At 64.1% G+C, this 17,368-nt stretch carries 15 protein-coding genes; 9 read left to right on the forward strand and 6 right to left on the reverse strand.

Annotation, left to right across the window (positions count from 1 at the left end):
- Both TU80_RS19705 and TU80_RS19710 read right to left on the reverse strand, forming a co-directional pair.
- Positions 1 to 1,755 (reverse strand): bifunctional alpha/beta hydrolase/class I SAM-dependent methyltransferase, encoded by a 1,755-nt coding sequence (locus tag TU80_RS19705; protein WP_046381591.1) that lies wholly within the window; start codon positions 1,753 to 1,755, stop codon positions 1 to 3.
- A gap of 10 nt (positions 1,756 to 1,765) precedes the next feature.
- Positions 1,766 to 2,389 carry a CDP-alcohol phosphatidyltransferase family protein gene (locus TU80_RS19710; protein WP_046381592.1) on the reverse strand — a complete coding sequence of 208 codons (624 nt, stop codon included), beginning with the start codon at positions 2,387 to 2,389 and terminating at the stop codon, positions 1,766 to 1,768.
- A 319-nt stretch (positions 2,390 to 2,708) separates the two neighbouring features.
- Between TU80_RS19710 and hflK (TU80_RS19715) the strand changes: the two genes are divergently transcribed.
- From hflK (TU80_RS19715) to cfaB, 8 genes are all read left to right on the forward strand, one after another.
- Positions 2,709 to 4,634 carry a protease modulator HflK gene (gene hflK, locus TU80_RS19715; protein ID WP_057005198.1) on the forward strand — a complete coding sequence of 642 codons (1,926 nt, stop codon included), beginning with the start codon at positions 2,709 to 2,711 and terminating at the stop codon, positions 4,632 to 4,634.
- Between the two features lie 12 nt (positions 4,635 to 4,646).
- Positions 4,647 to 5,636: a protease modulator HflC gene (gene hflC / locus TU80_RS19720; protein WP_017850060.1), complete on the forward strand. Its 990-nt coding sequence runs from the start codon at positions 4,647 to 4,649 to the stop codon at positions 5,634 to 5,636.
- The gene (hflK, locus tag TU80_RS19725) at positions 5,633 to 6,667 is read left to right on the forward strand and encodes a protease modulator HflK (protein ID WP_046381594.1); all 1,035 of its coding nucleotides are present in this window, start codon (positions 5,633 to 5,635) and stop codon (positions 6,665 to 6,667) included. Before hflC ends, hflK (TU80_RS19725) begins: the two co-directional genes overlap by 4 nt.
- A complete protein-coding gene (locus TU80_RS19730) occupies positions 6,664 to 8,550 on the forward strand; it encodes a cation-translocating P-type ATPase (protein ID WP_046381595.1) in 1,887 nt (628 codons plus the stop codon). The genes hflK (TU80_RS19725) and TU80_RS19730 overlap by 4 nt, the downstream gene beginning before the upstream one ends.
- A gap of 115 nt (positions 8,551 to 8,665) precedes the next feature.
- Positions 8,666 to 8,917, forward strand: a complete 252-nt coding sequence (gene bufA2 / locus TU80_RS19735) for a BufA2 family periplasmic bufferin-type metallophore (protein ID WP_046381596.1) — start codon at positions 8,666 to 8,668, stop codon at positions 8,915 to 8,917.
- A gap of 65 nt (positions 8,918 to 8,982) precedes the next feature.
- The gene (gene bufB / locus TU80_RS19740) at positions 8,983 to 9,828 is read left to right on the forward strand and encodes an MNIO family bufferin maturase (RefSeq protein ID WP_017850056.1); all 846 of its coding nucleotides are present in this window, start codon (positions 8,983 to 8,985) and stop codon (positions 9,826 to 9,828) included.
- On the forward strand, positions 9,819 to 10,607 hold the full coding sequence (locus TU80_RS19745) for an HvfC/BufC N-terminal domain-containing protein (protein WP_057005199.1): 789 nt from the start codon (positions 9,819 to 9,821) through the stop codon (positions 10,605 to 10,607). Before bufB ends, TU80_RS19745 begins: the two co-directional genes overlap by 10 nt.
- A gap of 87 nt (positions 10,608 to 10,694) precedes the next feature.
- Positions 10,695 to 11,879: a C17 cyclopropane fatty acid synthase CfaB gene (gene cfaB, locus TU80_RS19750; protein ID WP_026140407.1), complete on the forward strand. Its 1,185-nt coding sequence runs from the start codon at positions 10,695 to 10,697 to the stop codon at positions 11,877 to 11,879.
- Positions 11,880 to 12,500: 621 nt separating this feature from the next.
- Here the strand turns inward: cfaB and cls are convergent.
- A complete protein-coding gene (gene cls, locus TU80_RS19755) occupies positions 12,501 to 13,940 on the reverse strand; it encodes a cardiolipin synthase (protein WP_017850053.1) in 1,440 nt (479 codons plus the stop codon).
- Positions 13,941 to 14,070: 130 nt separating this feature from the next.
- Between cls and TU80_RS19760 the strand changes: the two genes are divergently transcribed.
- On the forward strand, positions 14,071 to 14,592 hold the full coding sequence (locus TU80_RS19760; RefSeq protein ID WP_017850052.1) for a DUF3617 domain-containing protein: 522 nt from the start codon (positions 14,071 to 14,073) through the stop codon (positions 14,590 to 14,592).
- Here TU80_RS19760 and TU80_RS19765 read toward each other — a convergent pair.
- Genes TU80_RS19765 through TU80_RS19775 form a run of 3 tightly spaced genes read right to left on the reverse strand, consistent with a single transcriptional unit; the run spans position 14,589 to position 17,365 of the window.
- Positions 14,589 to 15,926: a dihydroorotase gene (locus TU80_RS19765; protein ID WP_057005200.1), complete on the reverse strand. Its 1,338-nt coding sequence runs from the start codon at positions 15,924 to 15,926 to the stop codon at positions 14,589 to 14,591. The two genes, TU80_RS19760 and TU80_RS19765, sit on opposite strands and share 4 nt — an antisense overlap.
- 3 nt (positions 15,927 to 15,929) lie before the next feature.
- Positions 15,930 to 16,490 carry a gamma carbonic anhydrase family protein gene (locus TU80_RS19770; RefSeq protein WP_017850050.1) on the reverse strand — a complete coding sequence of 187 codons (561 nt, stop codon included), beginning with the start codon at positions 16,488 to 16,490 and terminating at the stop codon, positions 15,930 to 15,932.
- Complete coding sequence (locus tag TU80_RS19775) at positions 16,487 to 17,365, reverse strand: metal ABC transporter substrate-binding protein (protein ID WP_046381599.1); 879 nt, start codon at positions 17,363 to 17,365, stop codon at positions 16,487 to 16,489. The genes TU80_RS19770 and TU80_RS19775 overlap by 4 nt, the downstream gene beginning before the upstream one ends.
- Positions 17,366 to 17,368: the final 3 nt, after the last annotated feature.

Raw genomic sequence — 17,368 nt, forward strand, 5'->3', positions numbered from 1 at the left:
TCAGATCTTCTGTGCCAGGGATACGGTAAAGATGCCCCACTCATCCACCCGCTGGGTGATCTTGCGGAAACCGGCGGCTTGCACCAGTTGATCCATTTCCGCCTGACTGCGCCGGCGCATCACCCAGGCCTGGCCCTGGCGATGGCTGGTCAATGCGCGGGCGATCAGTTCCAACTGCGGGTGCCATGGCTGGCCGGTGTAGACCAGATAACCGCCGGGCTCCACGGCTTCGGCCAGGCCCGCCAGCGAACCGCCGACCATGGCGTTGTCGGCAAACAGTTCATATAACCCGGAGACCACCGCCAGCGTCGGCTTGGGCGCCAGCGCTGCCAGGTCCGCACGGTCGAACGCATCGGCTTTGATGAACTGCGCAATCTCGCCCAGGCCTTTCTCGCGGATCAACGCGCCACCGTCGCGCACGTTGATGTCGCTGTAGTCGCGCAGCAGGATCGATTCCGGCAGCGGCGAAACGCCCTGCAAGGCTTCGAGAATGTAGCGACCGTGGCCGGCGGCGATATCGACGATACGCACTTCGCGATCATCGGTGCGCAGCGTGGCCATGGCCAGGCGCAGCAGCTCTTCGACGTTCAGCTTGCGCTGGCGAATGCCGCGCCAGCCGATGGAGTTGAGGTAATTGGTGTCGATCATCCGCCCCAGCGCGCCTTTGCCGGTGGGCGTGTTGCGGTACACGTAGTCCAAGGTGCTACCGGAGTCGAAACCGGTGTCGAAGCCCAGCTTGACGCCGTCCGACAGGTTCTTGCCCAGGCCCATGCTGGCGCGGGTCAGGCGCCAGTACAGGTCGCGCAGGGAATTGCGCGGCAGCGGCGCGGCGAGGGCTTCGGATTCGGCACAGGTGGCGCCCAGTTTGTCGGCATCGAGCAGCGAGGCGCGGTCCAGCGGGTGCGCGAAATTCTGCAGGATAAAACGCCGGGCGCTGCTCACGGCCACCGCACGGTCGCGCTCGCCGAGGGTGTCGTGGAAGAAGCCGGGGAGGATATGCAGCTCTTTTTTCAGGCTGCCGAGGCGGTCGAAGAACTGTTGTTGGGGTTTGCGGTGGACCACGAAGTCGGAGCCGGAGATCAGCAGTTGGGTCGGCACCTGGATCGCCTGGGCATCGGCGACAACCCGGTCGGCCGCTTCGTACAGCCCGAGCAGCACATTCACCGAAATCGCCTTGGTGATCAGCGGGTCGCTGTCGTAGGACGCGACGCGCTCCGGGTCGTGGCTGAGGAACTTGGCCTTGACGTAACTGTTGACGAAAAAGTTGCCGCGAAACCTGCGCATCAGCGCCAGGCCCGGCCGGGCGAAGGGCACGTACAGTTTGACTTTGAACGCCGGGGAGGCGAGCACCAGGGCGCGGATTTTCGGTGCGTAGTCGTGAACCCAGGTGGCTGCGATCACCGCGCCGACGCTTTGGGCGATGACTGCAAGATTTTCCGCCTCGACGCCGTAAGTGGCGCCGATATGCTCGCAGAACGTCTGCACGTCGCGGGCGCTGGTGGCGAAGCTGGGGCTGTCGCCGCGCTCGCCGGGGGATTGGCCGTGGCCACGGGCGTCCCAGGCGAAGAAGTCGAAATGGGGCAGGTTCAGTTCATCGACCAGATGGGCAATGCGCCCCGAATGCTCATGGCCGCGATGGAACAGCAGGATCGCCTTGCGCGGCTCGCCGCCTGCCGGGGCGGTGGCGGGCCAGTGCCGGTAGAAAAGCTCGACGCCATCATGGGTACTGAAGGTGTGTTCTCGCTGTTCGCGCATCGCAAAATCCTTATGCAGAAGGGGAAATGTGTTGTTCTTCTTTGAGGCCCTGGCGCACTCGGTTGACCACGGTGTAGGCGAGCAGGGCGGCGACCAGCCACATCACCGTGTCGACCCAGCCGGCACCGAGCCAGCCCAGCGCCACGCCGCTGGCCAGCACGCCGAGGACGAAGGCCCGATCACTCTTGCCCATCGGCCCGTCGTAGCGCCGCGACGCGCCGACCATCGGCCCGAGCACCCCGGCGTATTCGCTGAACACTGCCAGCAAGGTCACCAGCAGCACCGGCGCCAGGCTGACGCCGGGGATCAACGCAAAGGGCAGGATCAGCGCGCTGTCGGCGATCACGTCGCACAGTTCATTGAGGTAGGCGCCCAGGCGCGACTGCTGGCCGAATTCGCGGGCGAGCATGCCGTCGATGGCATTGAGGGCCATGCGCAGGATCATCCACAGCGGGATCAGCGCGAACAGCCAGAGGTGTTGGGCGAAGCCGGCGATCAGCAGGCCGACCAGCAGGGAGATGACCCCGGCCAGCACGGTGATCTGGTTGGCGGTGGTGCCGTTGTCGTAGAGGCGCTGCACGAGGGGGCGCAGCAGGTTTTGAAAACGCGGTTTGAGCTGATAGATCGAAATCATGGGAGTGACGTTTCCTTGTCCGTAAGCCCGCGAAAAACTGGCCTGAAGTGTGCCGATTAATCGTGGCCTGCACCAGTGATGGCACGTGTTTATGGGGGGTTAGTCACGTTCCGGAGCGCGATGCAGAACAAATGTGGGAGGGGGCTTGCTCGCGATGACGGCGGCCCCGCCAACCCATGTATCACCTGACCCACCGCCATCGCGAGCAAGCCCGCTCCCACAGTGGGTCTGTGTTGCAGGTGAATACGGTGTTTAACGAACAAAAATTTCACGCCATGTGTTATATCGTAACGAATTATGTGTGAACGGGCATGAGTGGATGCAAGTGGATCTAGAAGCTGACGGCGCTTCGGTTGAAGGACTGCCGCGTTTTCAGCAAGGGCTGTTCCATGCCCGTCGATTGAGGCAAGCCGGTATCAGCCTGACTGCGGTGGCTATCAGCGGCTGGGTGCTGGCGTTGTTCGTCGCGCTGTTTGCCCCGTTGTCGATCTGGCCGGTGGTGTTGATCAATTGTGCGTCTGCGTTGCTGGTGCTGGTGGCGGGGTTGCAGTCGGCGTGGTGGGTGGCCGATTGGCGTGCCCAGGCGCTGGAAGCGTCGGCACCTGAGTTACTCGAAGCAGAGGGTGAACCCGCTGGCTGGCAGGCGCGCCTGGTAGGGCGTTTCGGCAGAGGGTTGCTGGCGCAGATCGGCGCACCGGTGTTGTGGCTCGGCGGTTGGTCGTTGTTCGCGCTGGTCAGCATTGTCGAGTTCTGGAACCTGGGCTTGCCCGCGGCAGCGGTCGGCCAAGGCGCAAGTATCGGCGCTGCGCTGGCCTTGGCATTGGCCTTTGGCCTGCTGGTGTTCGAGCGGCGCCTGGCCCAGGAAACCGCCGCGCAATGGCCGGAAGCCGCGCAGTTGGCGCAACTGAGCCGGGTGGCGATTGCGTGCCTGGTGATCAGCGCGATTTGCCTGCTGTTTGCCAGTGCCGGGTCGGTGTGGCCGCTGCGCCTGGCGACGCTGGTCGGGCTGTTGCCGGCGCTGGTCGCGCTGGAGTTTCTGTTACGGGCCGCGCTGTCACTGTTCAGCCCGCGCCAACCGCGCCTCGAACCACGCCTGATGGCGCAGAGTTTTGTCGCCGGGCTGCTGCGCTGGCCGCCGCAACCGCTGCAGGCCTTGCAGCACGAATTGCACAACCGCTTCGGCATCGACCTGCGCCAGATCTGGGCGTTTACCTACATGCGTCGGGCATTCCTGCCGGTGCTGCTGGTGGTACTGGCCGTCGGCTGGGCGCTGACGGGGGTGCATGAAGTGCCCCTGCAAGGCCGTGGGATCTATGAGCGCTTTGGCAAACCGGTGCAAGTCTTCGGCCCAGGCCTGCATGCCGGGTTGCCGTGGCCGCTGGGCCGCGTGCTGAACGTGGAAAACGGCGTGGTGCATGAGCTGGCGACCAGCGTCAGCGAAGCCGCCAGCCCGGAACTCGCGGCGGCCGAAGGCCCGGCGCCGCTGATCGCCAACCGGTTGTGGGACGCCAGCCATGTGAACGACAAGTCCCAGGTGATCGCCAGCAGCCGTGGCGACAAGCAGAGCTTCCAGATCGTCAATATGGATGTGCGCTTCGTCTACCGTATCGGTCTGACCGACCAGGCTGCACTGGCCGCCACCTATAACAGCGCGGATGTGCCGACCCTGATCCGCAGCACCGCTAGCCGCATCCTCGTGCATGACTTTGCCTCGCGTACCCTCGACGAATTGCTCGGCGAACAACGCACCGGCCTGGCCGACGAGATCGGCCGCGCCGTGCAAGCGGACCTGCATACACTCGACAGCGGCGTGGAGATTCTCGCCACGGTGGTCGAAGCCATCCACCCGCCGTCCGGTGCCGCCAACGCCTACCACGGCGTGCAAGCGGCGCAGATCGGCGCCCAGGCGCTGATCTCCCGCGAACGCGGCGCCGCCAGCGAACAAACCAACCAGGCCCTGCTGCAAGCCAGCACCGTCCGCGACCAGGCCCAGGCCACCGCGCACGAGGTCAATGCCGGGGCCCGGGCGGCGGACCTGCGTTTTGCCGCCGAACAAAAAGCCTACGCCAGCGCGGGCAAGGCCTTCGTGCTGGAGCAGTACCTCGGCCAGCTGACCCAGGGCCTGGCCCACGCCAAGCTGTTGATTCTGGATCATCGCCTGGGCGCCGACAGTGCGCCGACGATCGATCTGCGTTCTTTTACCTTGCCGGCCGATCCTTCGGTGCCGCGTAAAGCCGTTCAATAAGGAGTCTGTCTGTTGAGCGCTCATTCTCACGATCATGGTCACCACCACCACGGCCACCATCATCACCACCATGGTGACGAACAGCCCGCCGGCCCATTCCCTTGGCGGCGCATGGCCTGGGCTGTGTTGCTGGTGTTGTTTGCGGTAGCGGCCGCCAGCCTGGTGCAAGTGCGCTCCGGCGAAGCCACGGTGATTACCCGTTTCGGCAACCCGTCGCGGGTGCTGCTGGAACCGGGCCTGGGCTGGCGCTGGCCGGCGCCGTTCGAAGCGGCGATCCCGGTGGACCTGCGCCTGCGCACCACCTCCAGCGGTTTGCAGGATGTCGGTACCCGCGATGGCCTGCGCATCATCGTGCAGGCTTATGTGGCCTGGCAGGTACAGGGCGATGCCGACAATGTGCAGCGCTTCATGCGCGCGGTGCAGAACCAGCCGGATGAAGCGGCGCGGCAGATTCGGACGTTTGTCGGTTCGGCGCTGGAAACCACGGCGGCCAGCTTCGACCTGTCCAGCCTGATCAATACCGACGCCAGCCAGGTACGCATCAGCGATTTCGAAGCGCAGTTGCGCCAGCAGATCGATCAACAATTGCTCACCACCTATGGCGTGCGCGTGGCGCAGGTGGGCATCGAGCGGCTGACCTTGCCGTCGGTGACGCTCACCGCCACCGTCGACCGCATGCGCGCCGAGCGCGAAACCATCGCCACCGAACGCACCGCCGTGGGCAAGCGTGAGGCGGCGCAGATCCGTTCCGCCGCCGAGCGCGATGCGCGCATCGTGCAGGCCGATGCCACGGTGAAAGCCGCCGACATCGAAGCGCAATCGCGGGTCGAAGCGGCGCAGATCTATGGTCGCGCCTACGCCGGCAATCCCCAGCTGTACAACCTGCTGCGTTCCCTCGATACCCTGGGCACCGTGGTCACCCCGGGCACCAAGATCATCCTGCGCACCGATGCCGCGCCGTTCCGCGCGCTGGTGGACGGGCCGAAGGACGTCCAGCCATGATCGAGCGTGACAGCCCGGACAGCCCATGGATTCAGGCCGGGCGCCTGACGTTCATGGCGCTGTACGCGGTGACGGTGTTGGCCGCCTTGGCCTGGGCGTTTTCCAATGTGCGGCAGATCGACCCGCAGAATCGTGCCGTGGTGCTGCACTTCGGCGCACTCGATCGGGTTCAGAATGCCGGACTGTTGCTGGCGTGGCCGCAGCCGTTCGAGCAAGTCGTGCTGTTGCCGGCGGCAGACCGGGTGATCGAGCGGCGGGTCGGCAACCTGCTGCGTTCCGATGCCGCGGTGCAGGCCGATCGCGTGGCCAGCTTCGCCACGCCGTTGAGCGATGCTCTGGCCGGGTCCGGCTACCTGCTGACCGGCGATGCCGGCGTGGTGCAGCTGGATGTGCGGGTGTTCTACAAAGTCACCGAACCTTATGCGTTTGTGCTGCAGGGCGAGCACGTGCTGCCGGCGCTGGATCGCCTGGTGACGCGCAGCGCCGTGGCCCTGACGGCGGCGCGGGATCTGGACACCATCCTGGTGGCGCGCCCCGAATTGATCGGCAGCGACAACGGCGCCGCCGAGCGCCGTGAACGGCTGCGCGGCGACCTGGTGCAAGGCATCAACAAGCGCCTGGCGGAGTTGACCGCCAGCGGCTTGGGGGTGGGCATCGAAGTCACCCGCGTCGATGTGCAATCGAGCCTGCCGAGCCCGGCGGTGAACGCCTTCAATGCGGTGCTCACCGCCAGCCAGCAAGCCGACAAAGCGGTGGCGAATGCGCGCACCGACGCGGAAAAGCTCACCCAGACCGCCAACCAGCAGGCTGACCGCCTGGTGCAAGTCGCCCACGCCCAGGCCAGCGAACGCCTGGCCAACGCGCAGGCGCAAACCGCCACCGTCGCCAGCCTGGCCCAGGTCAAAGACCCCGGCTTGCTGTTGCGCCTGTACCGCGAGCGCTTGCCGAAGATTCTCGGCCAGGCCGGTTCCGTGACCACGGTCGATCCCAAAGACGACTCCCGCTTGATCATTCAGGGAGCCGAACAATGAGCGCACCCATGCTGACATCCGCCGAGCAGCGCAGCGCCGCCCGGCAATTGACCCTGGCCATGCTCGCTCTGGGCTTGCTGGTGCTGGGCCTGGTGTGGCGCTGGCTGGCGCCGGACCAGAGCGGCGTCAGCCAGTTGCTGCTCGGCGTGGCCTCGCTGCTGGTGGCTGTGCCGGTGATGCGCTCGGCCTGGTACAGCCTGCGTTTTCCCAGCCTGCATGGCATCACCGACCAGCTCATCGCCCTGGCGATGCTCGGCGCGTGGGCCACGGGTGATCTGCTGACCGCCGCGTTGCTGCCGATCATCATGATCTTCGGCCATGTGCTCGAAGAGCGCAGCGTGATCGGCTCCCAGGAAGCGATCCACGCCCTCGGCAAACTGACCCGCAGCCACGCACGCCTGGTGCAGGCGGACGGCAGCATCAGCGAAGTCGACAACGGCACGCTGAACAGCGGCGACATCGTCGAAGTGCGCGCCGGTGACCGCGTGCCTGCCGATGGTGTGGTGCTGTCCGGCCAGGCCAGCCTCGACACGGCGCCGATCACCGGCGAGTCGGTGCCGCTGGAAGCCAGTGTCGGCGTGCAAGTGTTCGGCGGTGCGATCAACCTCGACGGGTTGTTGCGCCTGGAAGTGACGCGTACCGGCAACGAGTCGACCCTGGGCAAGGTCATCGCCCTGATGCAGAACGCCGAGCGCTCCAAGCCGCCGATCACGCGGCTGCTGGAGCGTTACGCCGGCAGCTATATGGTGTTGGTGCTGTTGCTGGCGGCGGTGACCTGGTTTGTCACCAATGACGCCCAGGCGATGCTCGCGGTGCTGGTCGCAGCGTGCCCATGCGCCCTGGTGCTGTCGGCCCCGGCCACGGCGATTGCCGGGATTGCCGTGGCGGCGCGGCATGGGATTCTGATCCGCAGCTCGGCGTTCCTCGAAGAGTTGGCGGACCTGACCTCGCTGGTGGTCGACAAGACCGGCACCCTGACCTTCGGCACTCTGCGCCTGCAGTCCATCCAAACCACCGCGCCGGACCGCCAAGGGTTGTTGAACCTGGCGGCCAGCCTCGGTTCGGCCAGCAGCCACCCGGTCAGCCGCGCGTTGGCCGGGTTGGCGAGCCAGGAACAGCTGTTGGTGCTCACCGACATCCGCGAACGCCAAGGCCTCGGCGTGGTGGCCCAGACCGCGCAGGGCGAAGCGGCCTTGGGCCGGCCGGAGTTGTTCGAGCAGTTGGGCATCGTTACCACCCGCGTCCCCGACCATGATGGCCCGATTGCCGGGCTGGCGTTGAACGGTGCGTTCCTCGCCTGGCTGTTGCTGGCCGACAGCGTCAAACCGGAAGCCCGCCAGGCCCTGCAAGAGCTGCGCGACCTTGGCCTGGGGCGGCAACTGCTGCTGACCGGCGACCGCCAAAGCGTGGCCGACAGCCTGGCCCTCGACGTGGGCATCAGCGATGTCGAAGCCCAGGCGTTGCCGGAAGACAAGCTCAACCGCGTGTTGGGCGAAATCAGCAGCGGTTTCCGGCCGATGGTGGTGGGCGACGGCATCAACGACTCCCTGGCGCTCAAAGCCGGCGTGGTCGGCGTGGCCATGGGCGCGGGCGGTGCGGACATTGCGCTGGCCTCGGCGGATGTGGTGTTGATTGGCAGCGACTTGCGCCGCCTGGGCACCTGTGTGCGCTTGAGCCGACGGTGCCGGCAGACGTTGCAGGTCAACGTGATCATCGGCCTGGGCTGGACGCTGGCGATCGTGGTGTTCGCTGCGTTTGGCTGGTTGGGCGCCGCCGGCGCAATGATCGCGGCGGTGTTGCACAACCTCAGCACCTTGCTGGTGCTGGGCAATGCCGGGCGGTTGCTGCGGTTTCAGGAGCCGCTGTCGAAGCTGGAGGAATAAATTCCAGGTTTTTTTCGATGGCGCTGTAACGGCAAGGGGGCACCTCACTCTAGTGCTATGTCGCGACTGAGCATTCCGCTCAGCCGACCTAACCACGATTTATGAGGATGACCCCATGACCATCAAAAACGTCGTTTCCGGTGCTGCCCTGGCTTTCGCTGCCGCCGCCTTGTTTGCCGGTGTCACCACCCAGGTCCAGGCCGCCGACGCTCCGGTTCATTGCTACGGCGTAACCTCCTGCAAAGGCATGAATGACTGCAAGACCGCTGAAAACGCCTGCAAGGGCCAGGCGGTCTGCAAGGGTCATGGCTTCAAGGCCATGACCAAGGCCGCGTGCGACGCGGCCGGTGGCAAAGTCGGCGCGTAATCGGCCCCGCGTACCCCGCAGCGGTCGCCGTCACCGCTGCGGACACTTTTGCCCAGGAGTGCCTGATGTCTACATCCCTTCCGAGCCTGGGTTACGGCCTGGGTCTACGCAGTGAGTACTACCAGCAGATCCTTGAACAATCGCCGGCCGTGGATTGGTTCGAAGTGATCTCCGAGAATTACCTGGTGCAGGGCGGTAAAGCCTTGTACTACCTGGACGCGATCGCCGAGCGCTACCCGTTGGTGATGCACGGCGTGTCCCTGTCCATCGGCGGGCCCCATCCGCTCGATACCGATTACCTCAAGCAGCTCCAGCAACTCGCCGCGCGCATCCAGCCGGCGTGGATCTCCGATCACCTGTGCTGGAGCCGCGGCAGCGCGCACCAATTGCATGACTTGCTGCCCCTGCCGTACACCGAAGAAAGTTTGTATCACGTGGCCAGTCGCGTGCTTCAGGTACAGGATGTGTTGCAGCGCCCGCTGGTGCTGGAAAACGTCTCCAGCTATGTGCGCGCCAAGGCGGATGAATTCACCGAGTGGGAATTCCTCAACGCGCTGACCCACTTGACCGGGTGCCAGTTGCTGCTGGACGTCAACAATGTGTACGTCAGCTCGCGCAATCATGGCTTCGATGCCTGGACGTTCATTCACAACCTGCCGCCGCAGAGCATCCGCCAGCTGCATCTGGCGGGGCATATGGACTACGGCGATTACGTGGTCGATACCCATGACCACCCGGTGTGTGATCCGGTGTGGGCGCTGTATCAACAGACCCTGGAGCACCTGGGCCCGGTCTCGACGTTGCTCGAGCGTGACGACCATTTCCCGCCGTTCGAAGACTTGCTCAGCGAGTTGGACAAGGCCCGGTCGCTGGGGGCGAGCGCCTTGCTCAGGAGAACGCTATGCGCCTGACGGATTGGCAACGGGCTTTCGAAGAGCATTTATTAGCCGAAACGCCCGTGGCCGGTACTGGCTTTGCCGCCACCTTGCTGGGTGGTCCTACGCTGGATGTGGAAACCGGCCTGGCGATTTATCACAACGCCTACCTGTCGCGCTTGCAGGACGTATTACGGCAGGACTTCGGCGCCCTCTGGTATTGGCTGGGCGATGACGAATTCGCCTCGCTGACCGAGGCCTACGTGCGTCGCTATCCGTCCGCCCATTACAGCCTGCGCTGGCTGGGCGAGCGGTTTGCGGGGTTTATCCAGGAGCACCTGGTGGCTGAACAAAGCGCGCCGTTGGCCGAGCTGGCACGGCTGGAGTGGGCGTTTACCCTGGCGTTCGATGCGCCGCCGGGCACGCCGCTGACCCTGGACGACATGGCGCGACTGCCGCCGCCCGACTGGCCGGGCTTGCAGGTCAACCTGGCGCCGACCGTTCAGCAGATATTCTGCCGCTTCAATACCGTCGAAACCTGGCGTGCCGCCAAGGCTAAATCGGCCTTGCACGCCGGCCAGCCTCTGGACGCGCCGCAGGTCTGCCTGGTGTGGCGCGATCAGCAGATATGCCGCTACCGCAGCCTGGAACCCGCGCAAACCTGCGCCCTGGCGGGCATGGTGAGCACCGGCTGGTGTTTTTCAGAACTGTGCGAACGGTTGGCGGTCAGTCATGGAGAGGGTGCGCCCCTGCAAGCAGTCTCATGGCTGAAACAGTGGGTTCAGGACGGTTTGCTCGAACGCCGGATTCCATAAGCGCAGGTTATCAGATCGATAGCTTCCTACCCGGTCGTCGGATGGTCTACCCTCTTTCCAGACGTCTGAAACAAGGGGGGACTACTCATGCTCGCGCAACTTCCACCGGCCTTACAGAATCTTCAGCTACCGCTGCGTCTTCGACTCTGGGACGGCCATGAATTCAACTTGGGCCCTGAGCCCAGTGTGACCATCGTGGTGAAGGACCCCACGATTGTGTCCAAGCTTTCCCATCCCACGCTCGATTCATTGGGCGAAGCCTTCGTCGAGGGCAAACTGGAGCTGGAAGGCTCCATCTCCGAGGTGATCCGGGTGTGTGACGAGTTGAGTCACGCCCTGGTCGATGACGATGGGGGCAATCGTCCGGTGCGCTCGTTCCACGACAAGGCCACTGACGCAGCGGCGATTTCCTACCATTACGACCTGTCCAACGAGTTCTACCAGCTGTGGCTCGACCAGGACATGGCGTATTCCTGCGGTTATTTCGAAACCGGCAGCGAATCCATCGATCAGGCCCAACAAGACAAATTCCGCCACCTGTGCCGCAAGTTGCGCTTGCAGCCGGGGGAGTATTTGCTCGATGTCGGCTGTGGTTGGGGCGGGCTGGCGCGGTATGCGGCGCGGGAGTTCGGGGTAAAGGTGTTCGGCATCACCCTGAGCAAGGAGCAACTGGCCCTGGCCAAGGCACGCGTGAAAGCCGAGGGCCTGGACGATCAGGTGGACCTGCAACTGCTCGATTACCGTGACCTGCCCCAGGACGGTCGTTTCGACAAAGTGGTGAGCGTGGGCATGTTCGAACACGTCGGCCACGCCAACCTGGCGCAGTACTGCAAAACCCTGTTTGGCGCGGTGCGCGAAGGCGGGCTGGTGATGAACCATGGCATCACCGCCAAGCACACCGACGGACGCCCCGTGGGCCGCGGCGCCGGGGATTTCATCGAGCGCTACGTTTTCCCCAACGGCGAACTGCCGCACCTGGCGATGATGACCGCCGAACTCAGCGAAGCCGGGCTTGAAGTGGTCGACGTGGAAAGCCTGCGCCTGCACTACGCACGCACCCTGGACCACTGGAGCGAACGCCTGGAAGACAACCTGGAAGCGGCGGCGAAGATGGTGCCGGCGCAGGCGTTGCGCATCTGGCGGTTGTACCTGGCCGGTTGCGCCTACGCGTTTGCGCGGGGCTGGATTAACCTGCACCAGATCCTGGCGGTAAAACCCCACGCCGATGGCAGCCATGAACTGCCGTGGACGCGGGAAGATATCTACCGCTGAAGCATTTTCCCACAGCCCTGCAGATCCAAATGTGGGAGGGGGCTTGCCCCCGATTGCGGTGTGTCAGCTAGCGGATTGGGCACTGATTCACCGCTATCGGGGGCAAGCCCCCTCCCACATTTTTACCGCAGCGTCTGTTGGTGCAGCGGTGAAACACGCCGTGGGATCCGCATACTGGCGGTAAAACCCTTCGCCGATGGCAGCCATGAACTGCCGTGGACGCGGGAAGATATCTACCGCTGAAGCATTTTCCCACAGCCCTGCAGATCCAAATGTGGGAGGGGGCTTGCCCCCGATTGCGGTGTGTCAGCTAGCGGATTGGGCACTGATTCACCGCTATCGGGGGCAAGCCCCCTCCCACTTTTTACCGCAGCGTCTGTTGGTGCAGCGGTGAAACACGCCGTGCGATCCGCATACTGGCGGTAAAACCCCACGCCGATGGCAGCCATGAACTGCCGTGGACGCGGGAAGATATCTACCGCTGAAGCATTTTCCCACAGCCCCGCAGATCCAAATGTGGGAGGGGGCTTGCCCCCGATTGCGGTGTGTCAGCTGGCGGATTGGGCACTGATTCACCGCTATCGGGGGCAAGCCCCCTCCCACTTTTTACCGCAGCGTCTGTTAGAGAATCGGTGAGATAAGCCGCGCGACCCGCATGCCCAGTTGTTGCAGGCGGCGGGTTTCGCGGCTTTCTTCCTGGCTGACTTCATGGGCCTGGGCGAAGTCATCGAGCAGCATGTGTTCCACTTGCTGGGCGAAGGCTTCATCGACGGTCAGCAACATCACCTCGAAATTCAGGCGGAACGAACGGTTGTCCATGTTCGCACTGCCGATGGCGCTGATTTCGCTGTCGACCAACACCACTTTCTGGTGCAGAAACCCCGGCGTATAGCGGAACACCCGCACCCCGGCGCGCACCGCTTCGATCGCGTAAAGGCTGGAGGCGGCATACACGATGCGGTGGTCGGGCCGCGACGGCAGCAGCAGGCGCACGTCGACCCCGCGCAGCACCGCCAGGCGCAGGGCGGCAAACACCGCTTCATCCGGGATGAAATACGGGCTGGTGATCCACACCCGTTCGGTCGCGGCGTGGATCGCTTCGACAAAAAACAGCGAGCAGGTTTCATAAGGGTCGGCCGGGCCGCTGGCGAGCAATTGGCAGAGCACGCCGTTTTCGGGGTAGGTGTCCGGCAGGATCAGCGGCGGCAGTTCCCGCGCCGCCCAGAACCAGTCTTCGGCAAACGACTCCTGCAGGCACGCCACCACCGGGCCGGTGACCTGCACATGGGTATCGCGCCACGGTGCCAGCGGCGGCTTTTTGCCCAAGTATTCATCGCCGACGTTATGCCCGCCGACAAACCCGGTGATGCCATCCACCACCACGATCTTGCGGTGGTTGCGGAAGTTGACCTGGAAGCGATTGAGCCAGCCGCTGCGGGTGGCGAACGCCTTGACCTGCACCCCGGCGTCGCGCAGCGTTTGTGCATAGTGAGAGGGCAGGGCGTGGCTGCCGATGCGGTCGTAGAGCACGTAGACGGCGACGCCTTGGGCGGCTTTTTCCTTCAGCAAGGCATGCAACTGCCGACCGAGCTCGTCGTCATGAATGATAAAGAACTGGAACAGCACGGCGGTTTTGGCGCGGCGAATCGCCTCGAAGATCGCACTGAAGGTGGCGTCACCATTGATCAGCAAACGCACTTCATTATTCGCCAGGCACGGCATGCGGCCCAGCTTCGGCATCGCCCGCAAGGAGGCGTAGGCGCTGGAGTTGCGCGCGGCCAGGGCTTCCTCGACCCACGGGCGCCAGTTCAGCTCGTTGATCGCAGTGTGCATTTCCTGGTTGGCCTGGCGCCGCGCCTGGATGTACGCATCGAAGGTGCTGCGGCCGAAGATCAGGTACGGGATCAGCGTGAGGTAGGGTATGAACATCAGCGACAACGCCCAGGCAATCGAGCCTTGGGCGGTCCTGACGGTCAGCACTGCATGGATCGCGGCGAGCGTCCCGAGAAAATGCAGCGTGGCGATGAAGTAGGCGAGCAGGTGCGGGCCAAAAAAATCCATGGACGATGGTACTCCAGGCAATCCAGTGCCTAACAGACCATGTTCGGTCAGGAATGTCGCTATTTTATTTGCCGTGCAACACTGGCGCTTTTGTGGCGTCTAATGCCCACAATTATCCAGGAGTTACCCGATGAATGCTCGTCTGCTAGGTTTGGCCATGGTTATTGGTTTGTCGCTGCCCGTGGCGGCCCAGGCGCAGATGCTGGCGCCTGGTTTGTGGGAATTGACCACGAGCAACATGAAAGTGGATAACCAGGACCTGCCGGATTTGTCATTGATCCTCGGTCAGCTCAAGCAACAAATGACCCCCGAACAGCGCGCCATGCTGGAGAAACAAGGCATCACCATGGCCGGTAAAGGCGTGCAGGTGTGCCTCACCCCCGCCCAGGTCGCCTCCGACGCGATCCCGCTGACCGATCCGCAGTCGGGCTGCAAACAGCAAGTGACCGACAAGAGCGGCAACCAGTGGAAATTCCGTTTCAGCTGCCCGAAAGCCCAGGGCACCGGCGTGGCCACCTTCCAGAGCCAGAAGGAATTCACCACCACGGTCAACGGCACCTTCAATGCCACCGGCATTCAGCAGAAGGGCAGCCTGGACAGTCACGCCCAGTGGCTGGGGGAAAACTGCGGCAGCGTCAAACCACGCGCTTAACGCTGAAAGTGCAGGGGCAGGCCCTGGCAGCTGTCGACCACCTGGCCGGTGTGCCAGGCCAACTGGCCCGACACCAGAGTGGTGCTGACGCTGTGGCGAAAGCGGCGCTCGGCGAACGGTGTCCAGCCGCAGCGCGCCAGGATCGGCTGGCTGCGGACCGGCTTGCCTTCGGGTTCGGGTTTGATCAGCACCAGGTCGGCCCAATAGCCTTCACGCAGGTAGCCACGGTCCGGGATCGCGAACAGGTCGGCGACGCGATGACTGGTTTTCGCCACCAGGGTGGTCAGCGGCAGCAGCCCATCGGCCACCAACTCCAGTAACGCCGGCAACGCATGTTGCACCAGGGGCAAACCCGACGGCGCCTCACCATACGCCAACTGTTTTTGCGCCCAGGTATGCGGTGCATGGTCGGTGCCGATCACATCCAGCCGCTCGCCGAGCAGGGCCAGGCGCAAGGCGTCGCGGTCGGCGCGGGTCTTGATCGCCGGGTTGCATTTGATCTGGTGGCCCAGGCGGTGATAGTCGCGGTCGTCGAACAACAGGTGATGGACGCAGACCTCGGCGGTGATGCGTTTCTGCGCCAGCGGCTGGTCTTCGAACAACGCCAACTCGCGGGCGCTGCTCAGGTGCAACACATGCAGGCGCGTGCCGTGGCGCTTGGCCAGTTCCACCGCCAGTGAAGACGAGCGATAACAGGCTTCGGCATCGCGGATCAGCGGGTGGGCGGCGGCAGGGAGGTTGTCGCCGAAACGCTCGCGCAAGCGCTGTTCGTTGGCCTGGATACTCGGCGTGTGTTCGCAGTGGGCCAGCAGGATCGTCGGCACATCGGCGAACAGGCGCTCCAGAATCCGTGGATCGTCCACCAGCATGTTGCCAGTGGACGCGCCCATGAACACTTTGACCCCGGCCACTTGCCGCGGGTCGAGCGCGGCGACGGTGTCGAGGTTGTCATTGCTGACGCCGAAGTGAAAACCGTAGTTGGCCACCGAGTGCTGGACGGCGCGGCGTTTTTTGTCGGCCAGCGCTTCCAGGGTGAGGGTGGCCGGCCGGGTGTTGGGCATGTCCATGAAACTGGTGATGCCGCCGGCCACCGCTGCGCGGGATTCGCTGTAGAAACCGCCTTTGTCCGGCGCGCCGGGTTCGCGAAAGTGAACCTGGTCATCGATCATCCCCGGCAGCAGCCATTGACCGTGGGCGTCGATTTCCACAGGCGCCGTGTGCCCCGTGATGCTGCTGGCGATCTTCTCGATACGGCCGTGGGCGACCAGCACGTCGGCGTCGAATACCTGGCCTTCATTCACCAGTCGGGCGTTGCGGATCAACAGGCGGCTCATGGTTCAGAACTCGTTTTGCAGGGCTTTGTAACCCTGCACCAGATCGACGTTGGTACGCGCTACGTCCTCGGAAAACTCCGACGCGCTGACGCTCACCGGCGGGAATTGCGACAGGTCGGTGTTGGGCCCGATGCGGGTGGTCGAAGGCACGTAGAACGCGGCGGGCAAGTCGCGGCCGTCGACCACCGAGTTGTGGCGCACCACGCAGCCGTCGCCGACGGCGCAGTTGAACAACACGCTGTTGAAGCCGATGAACACGCGGTCGCCGACGCTGCAGGGGCCATGGACGATGGAGCGGTGGGCGATGGAAGTGAACTCGCCGATGGTCACCGCCGCGCCGGATTTGGAGTGGATCACCACGCCGTCCTGGATATTGGAGTTGGCGCCGATGGTGATCGGGTCCATGTCGCCGCTGGCGTCGACTTCGTCCGCGCGGATCACGGCGTAGGGGCCGACGAATACGTTCTCACCGATGATGACCTTGCCGCAGATGATCGCGGTTTTATCGACGTAGGCCGATTCGGCAATCACCGGCAGATCACCGGATGGGTTCTTGCGGATCATGGTTTGCCCAACGCGGCGCACAGGGTGTTGAGGTTGTATTCGAACAGCCCGAGAAAGGTGCTGGCCGGGCCTTCTGCGGCGAGGGCGTCGGAATACAGCGTGCCGCCGATCTGCGCGCCGCTTTCGCTGGCGATCTGTTTGAGCAGGCGCGAGTCCTTGATGTTTTCAATGAACACGGCTTTGACCTTATCCTTGCGGATCTGAGTGATCAGCGCGGCGACTTCGGCGGCGGAAGGCTCACGCTCGGTGGACAAACCCTGAGGCGCGAGGAACTGGATGCCATAGGCCTGGCCCAGGTAGCCGAACGCGTCATGGGAGGTGACGATGCGGCGGTTGCCCGCTGGCAGTGCGCCGAACTTGGCCTTGGCCTCGGCGAGCAAGCGGTAGATGTCTTTCAGGTACGCCTGGCTGTTGCGCAGGTAGTCGGCCTGGTTGGCCGGGTCGGCGGCCACCAGCGCCTTGGTGATGTTGTTCACATAGATTTCGGCGTTGGCCAGGTTATGCCAGGCGTGCGGGTCCGGGATGGTTTCGCCGTCTTCTTCCATGGTGTGGGAGATCACGCCTTTACTGGCGGTAACCACGGTGGCGCGGGTCTCGGTGCTGGTCACCAGGCGGTCCAGCCACGGCTCGAAGCCGAGGCCATTTTTAATGATCAGCTTGGCCTTGAGCAGCGCCTTGGCGTCGTCCGGGGTCGGCTCGTAGGTATGAGCGTCGGCGTCGGGGCCGACCATGTTGCTGATCTGGATGTGTTCGCCACCGATCTGGTGGGTAATGTCGTCGAGAATACTGAAGCTGGTCACCACCTGGAGTTTGTCGGCGGCCTGGGCCATGGACAACGGCAGTAGCAGACTGAACAACACGAGTAGAGCACGCATCGG

It is taken from the genome of Pseudomonas veronii, from assembly GCF_001439695.1.
Classification (GTDB): Bacteria; Pseudomonadota; Gammaproteobacteria; order Pseudomonadales; family Pseudomonadaceae; genus Aquipseudomonas; species Aquipseudomonas veronii.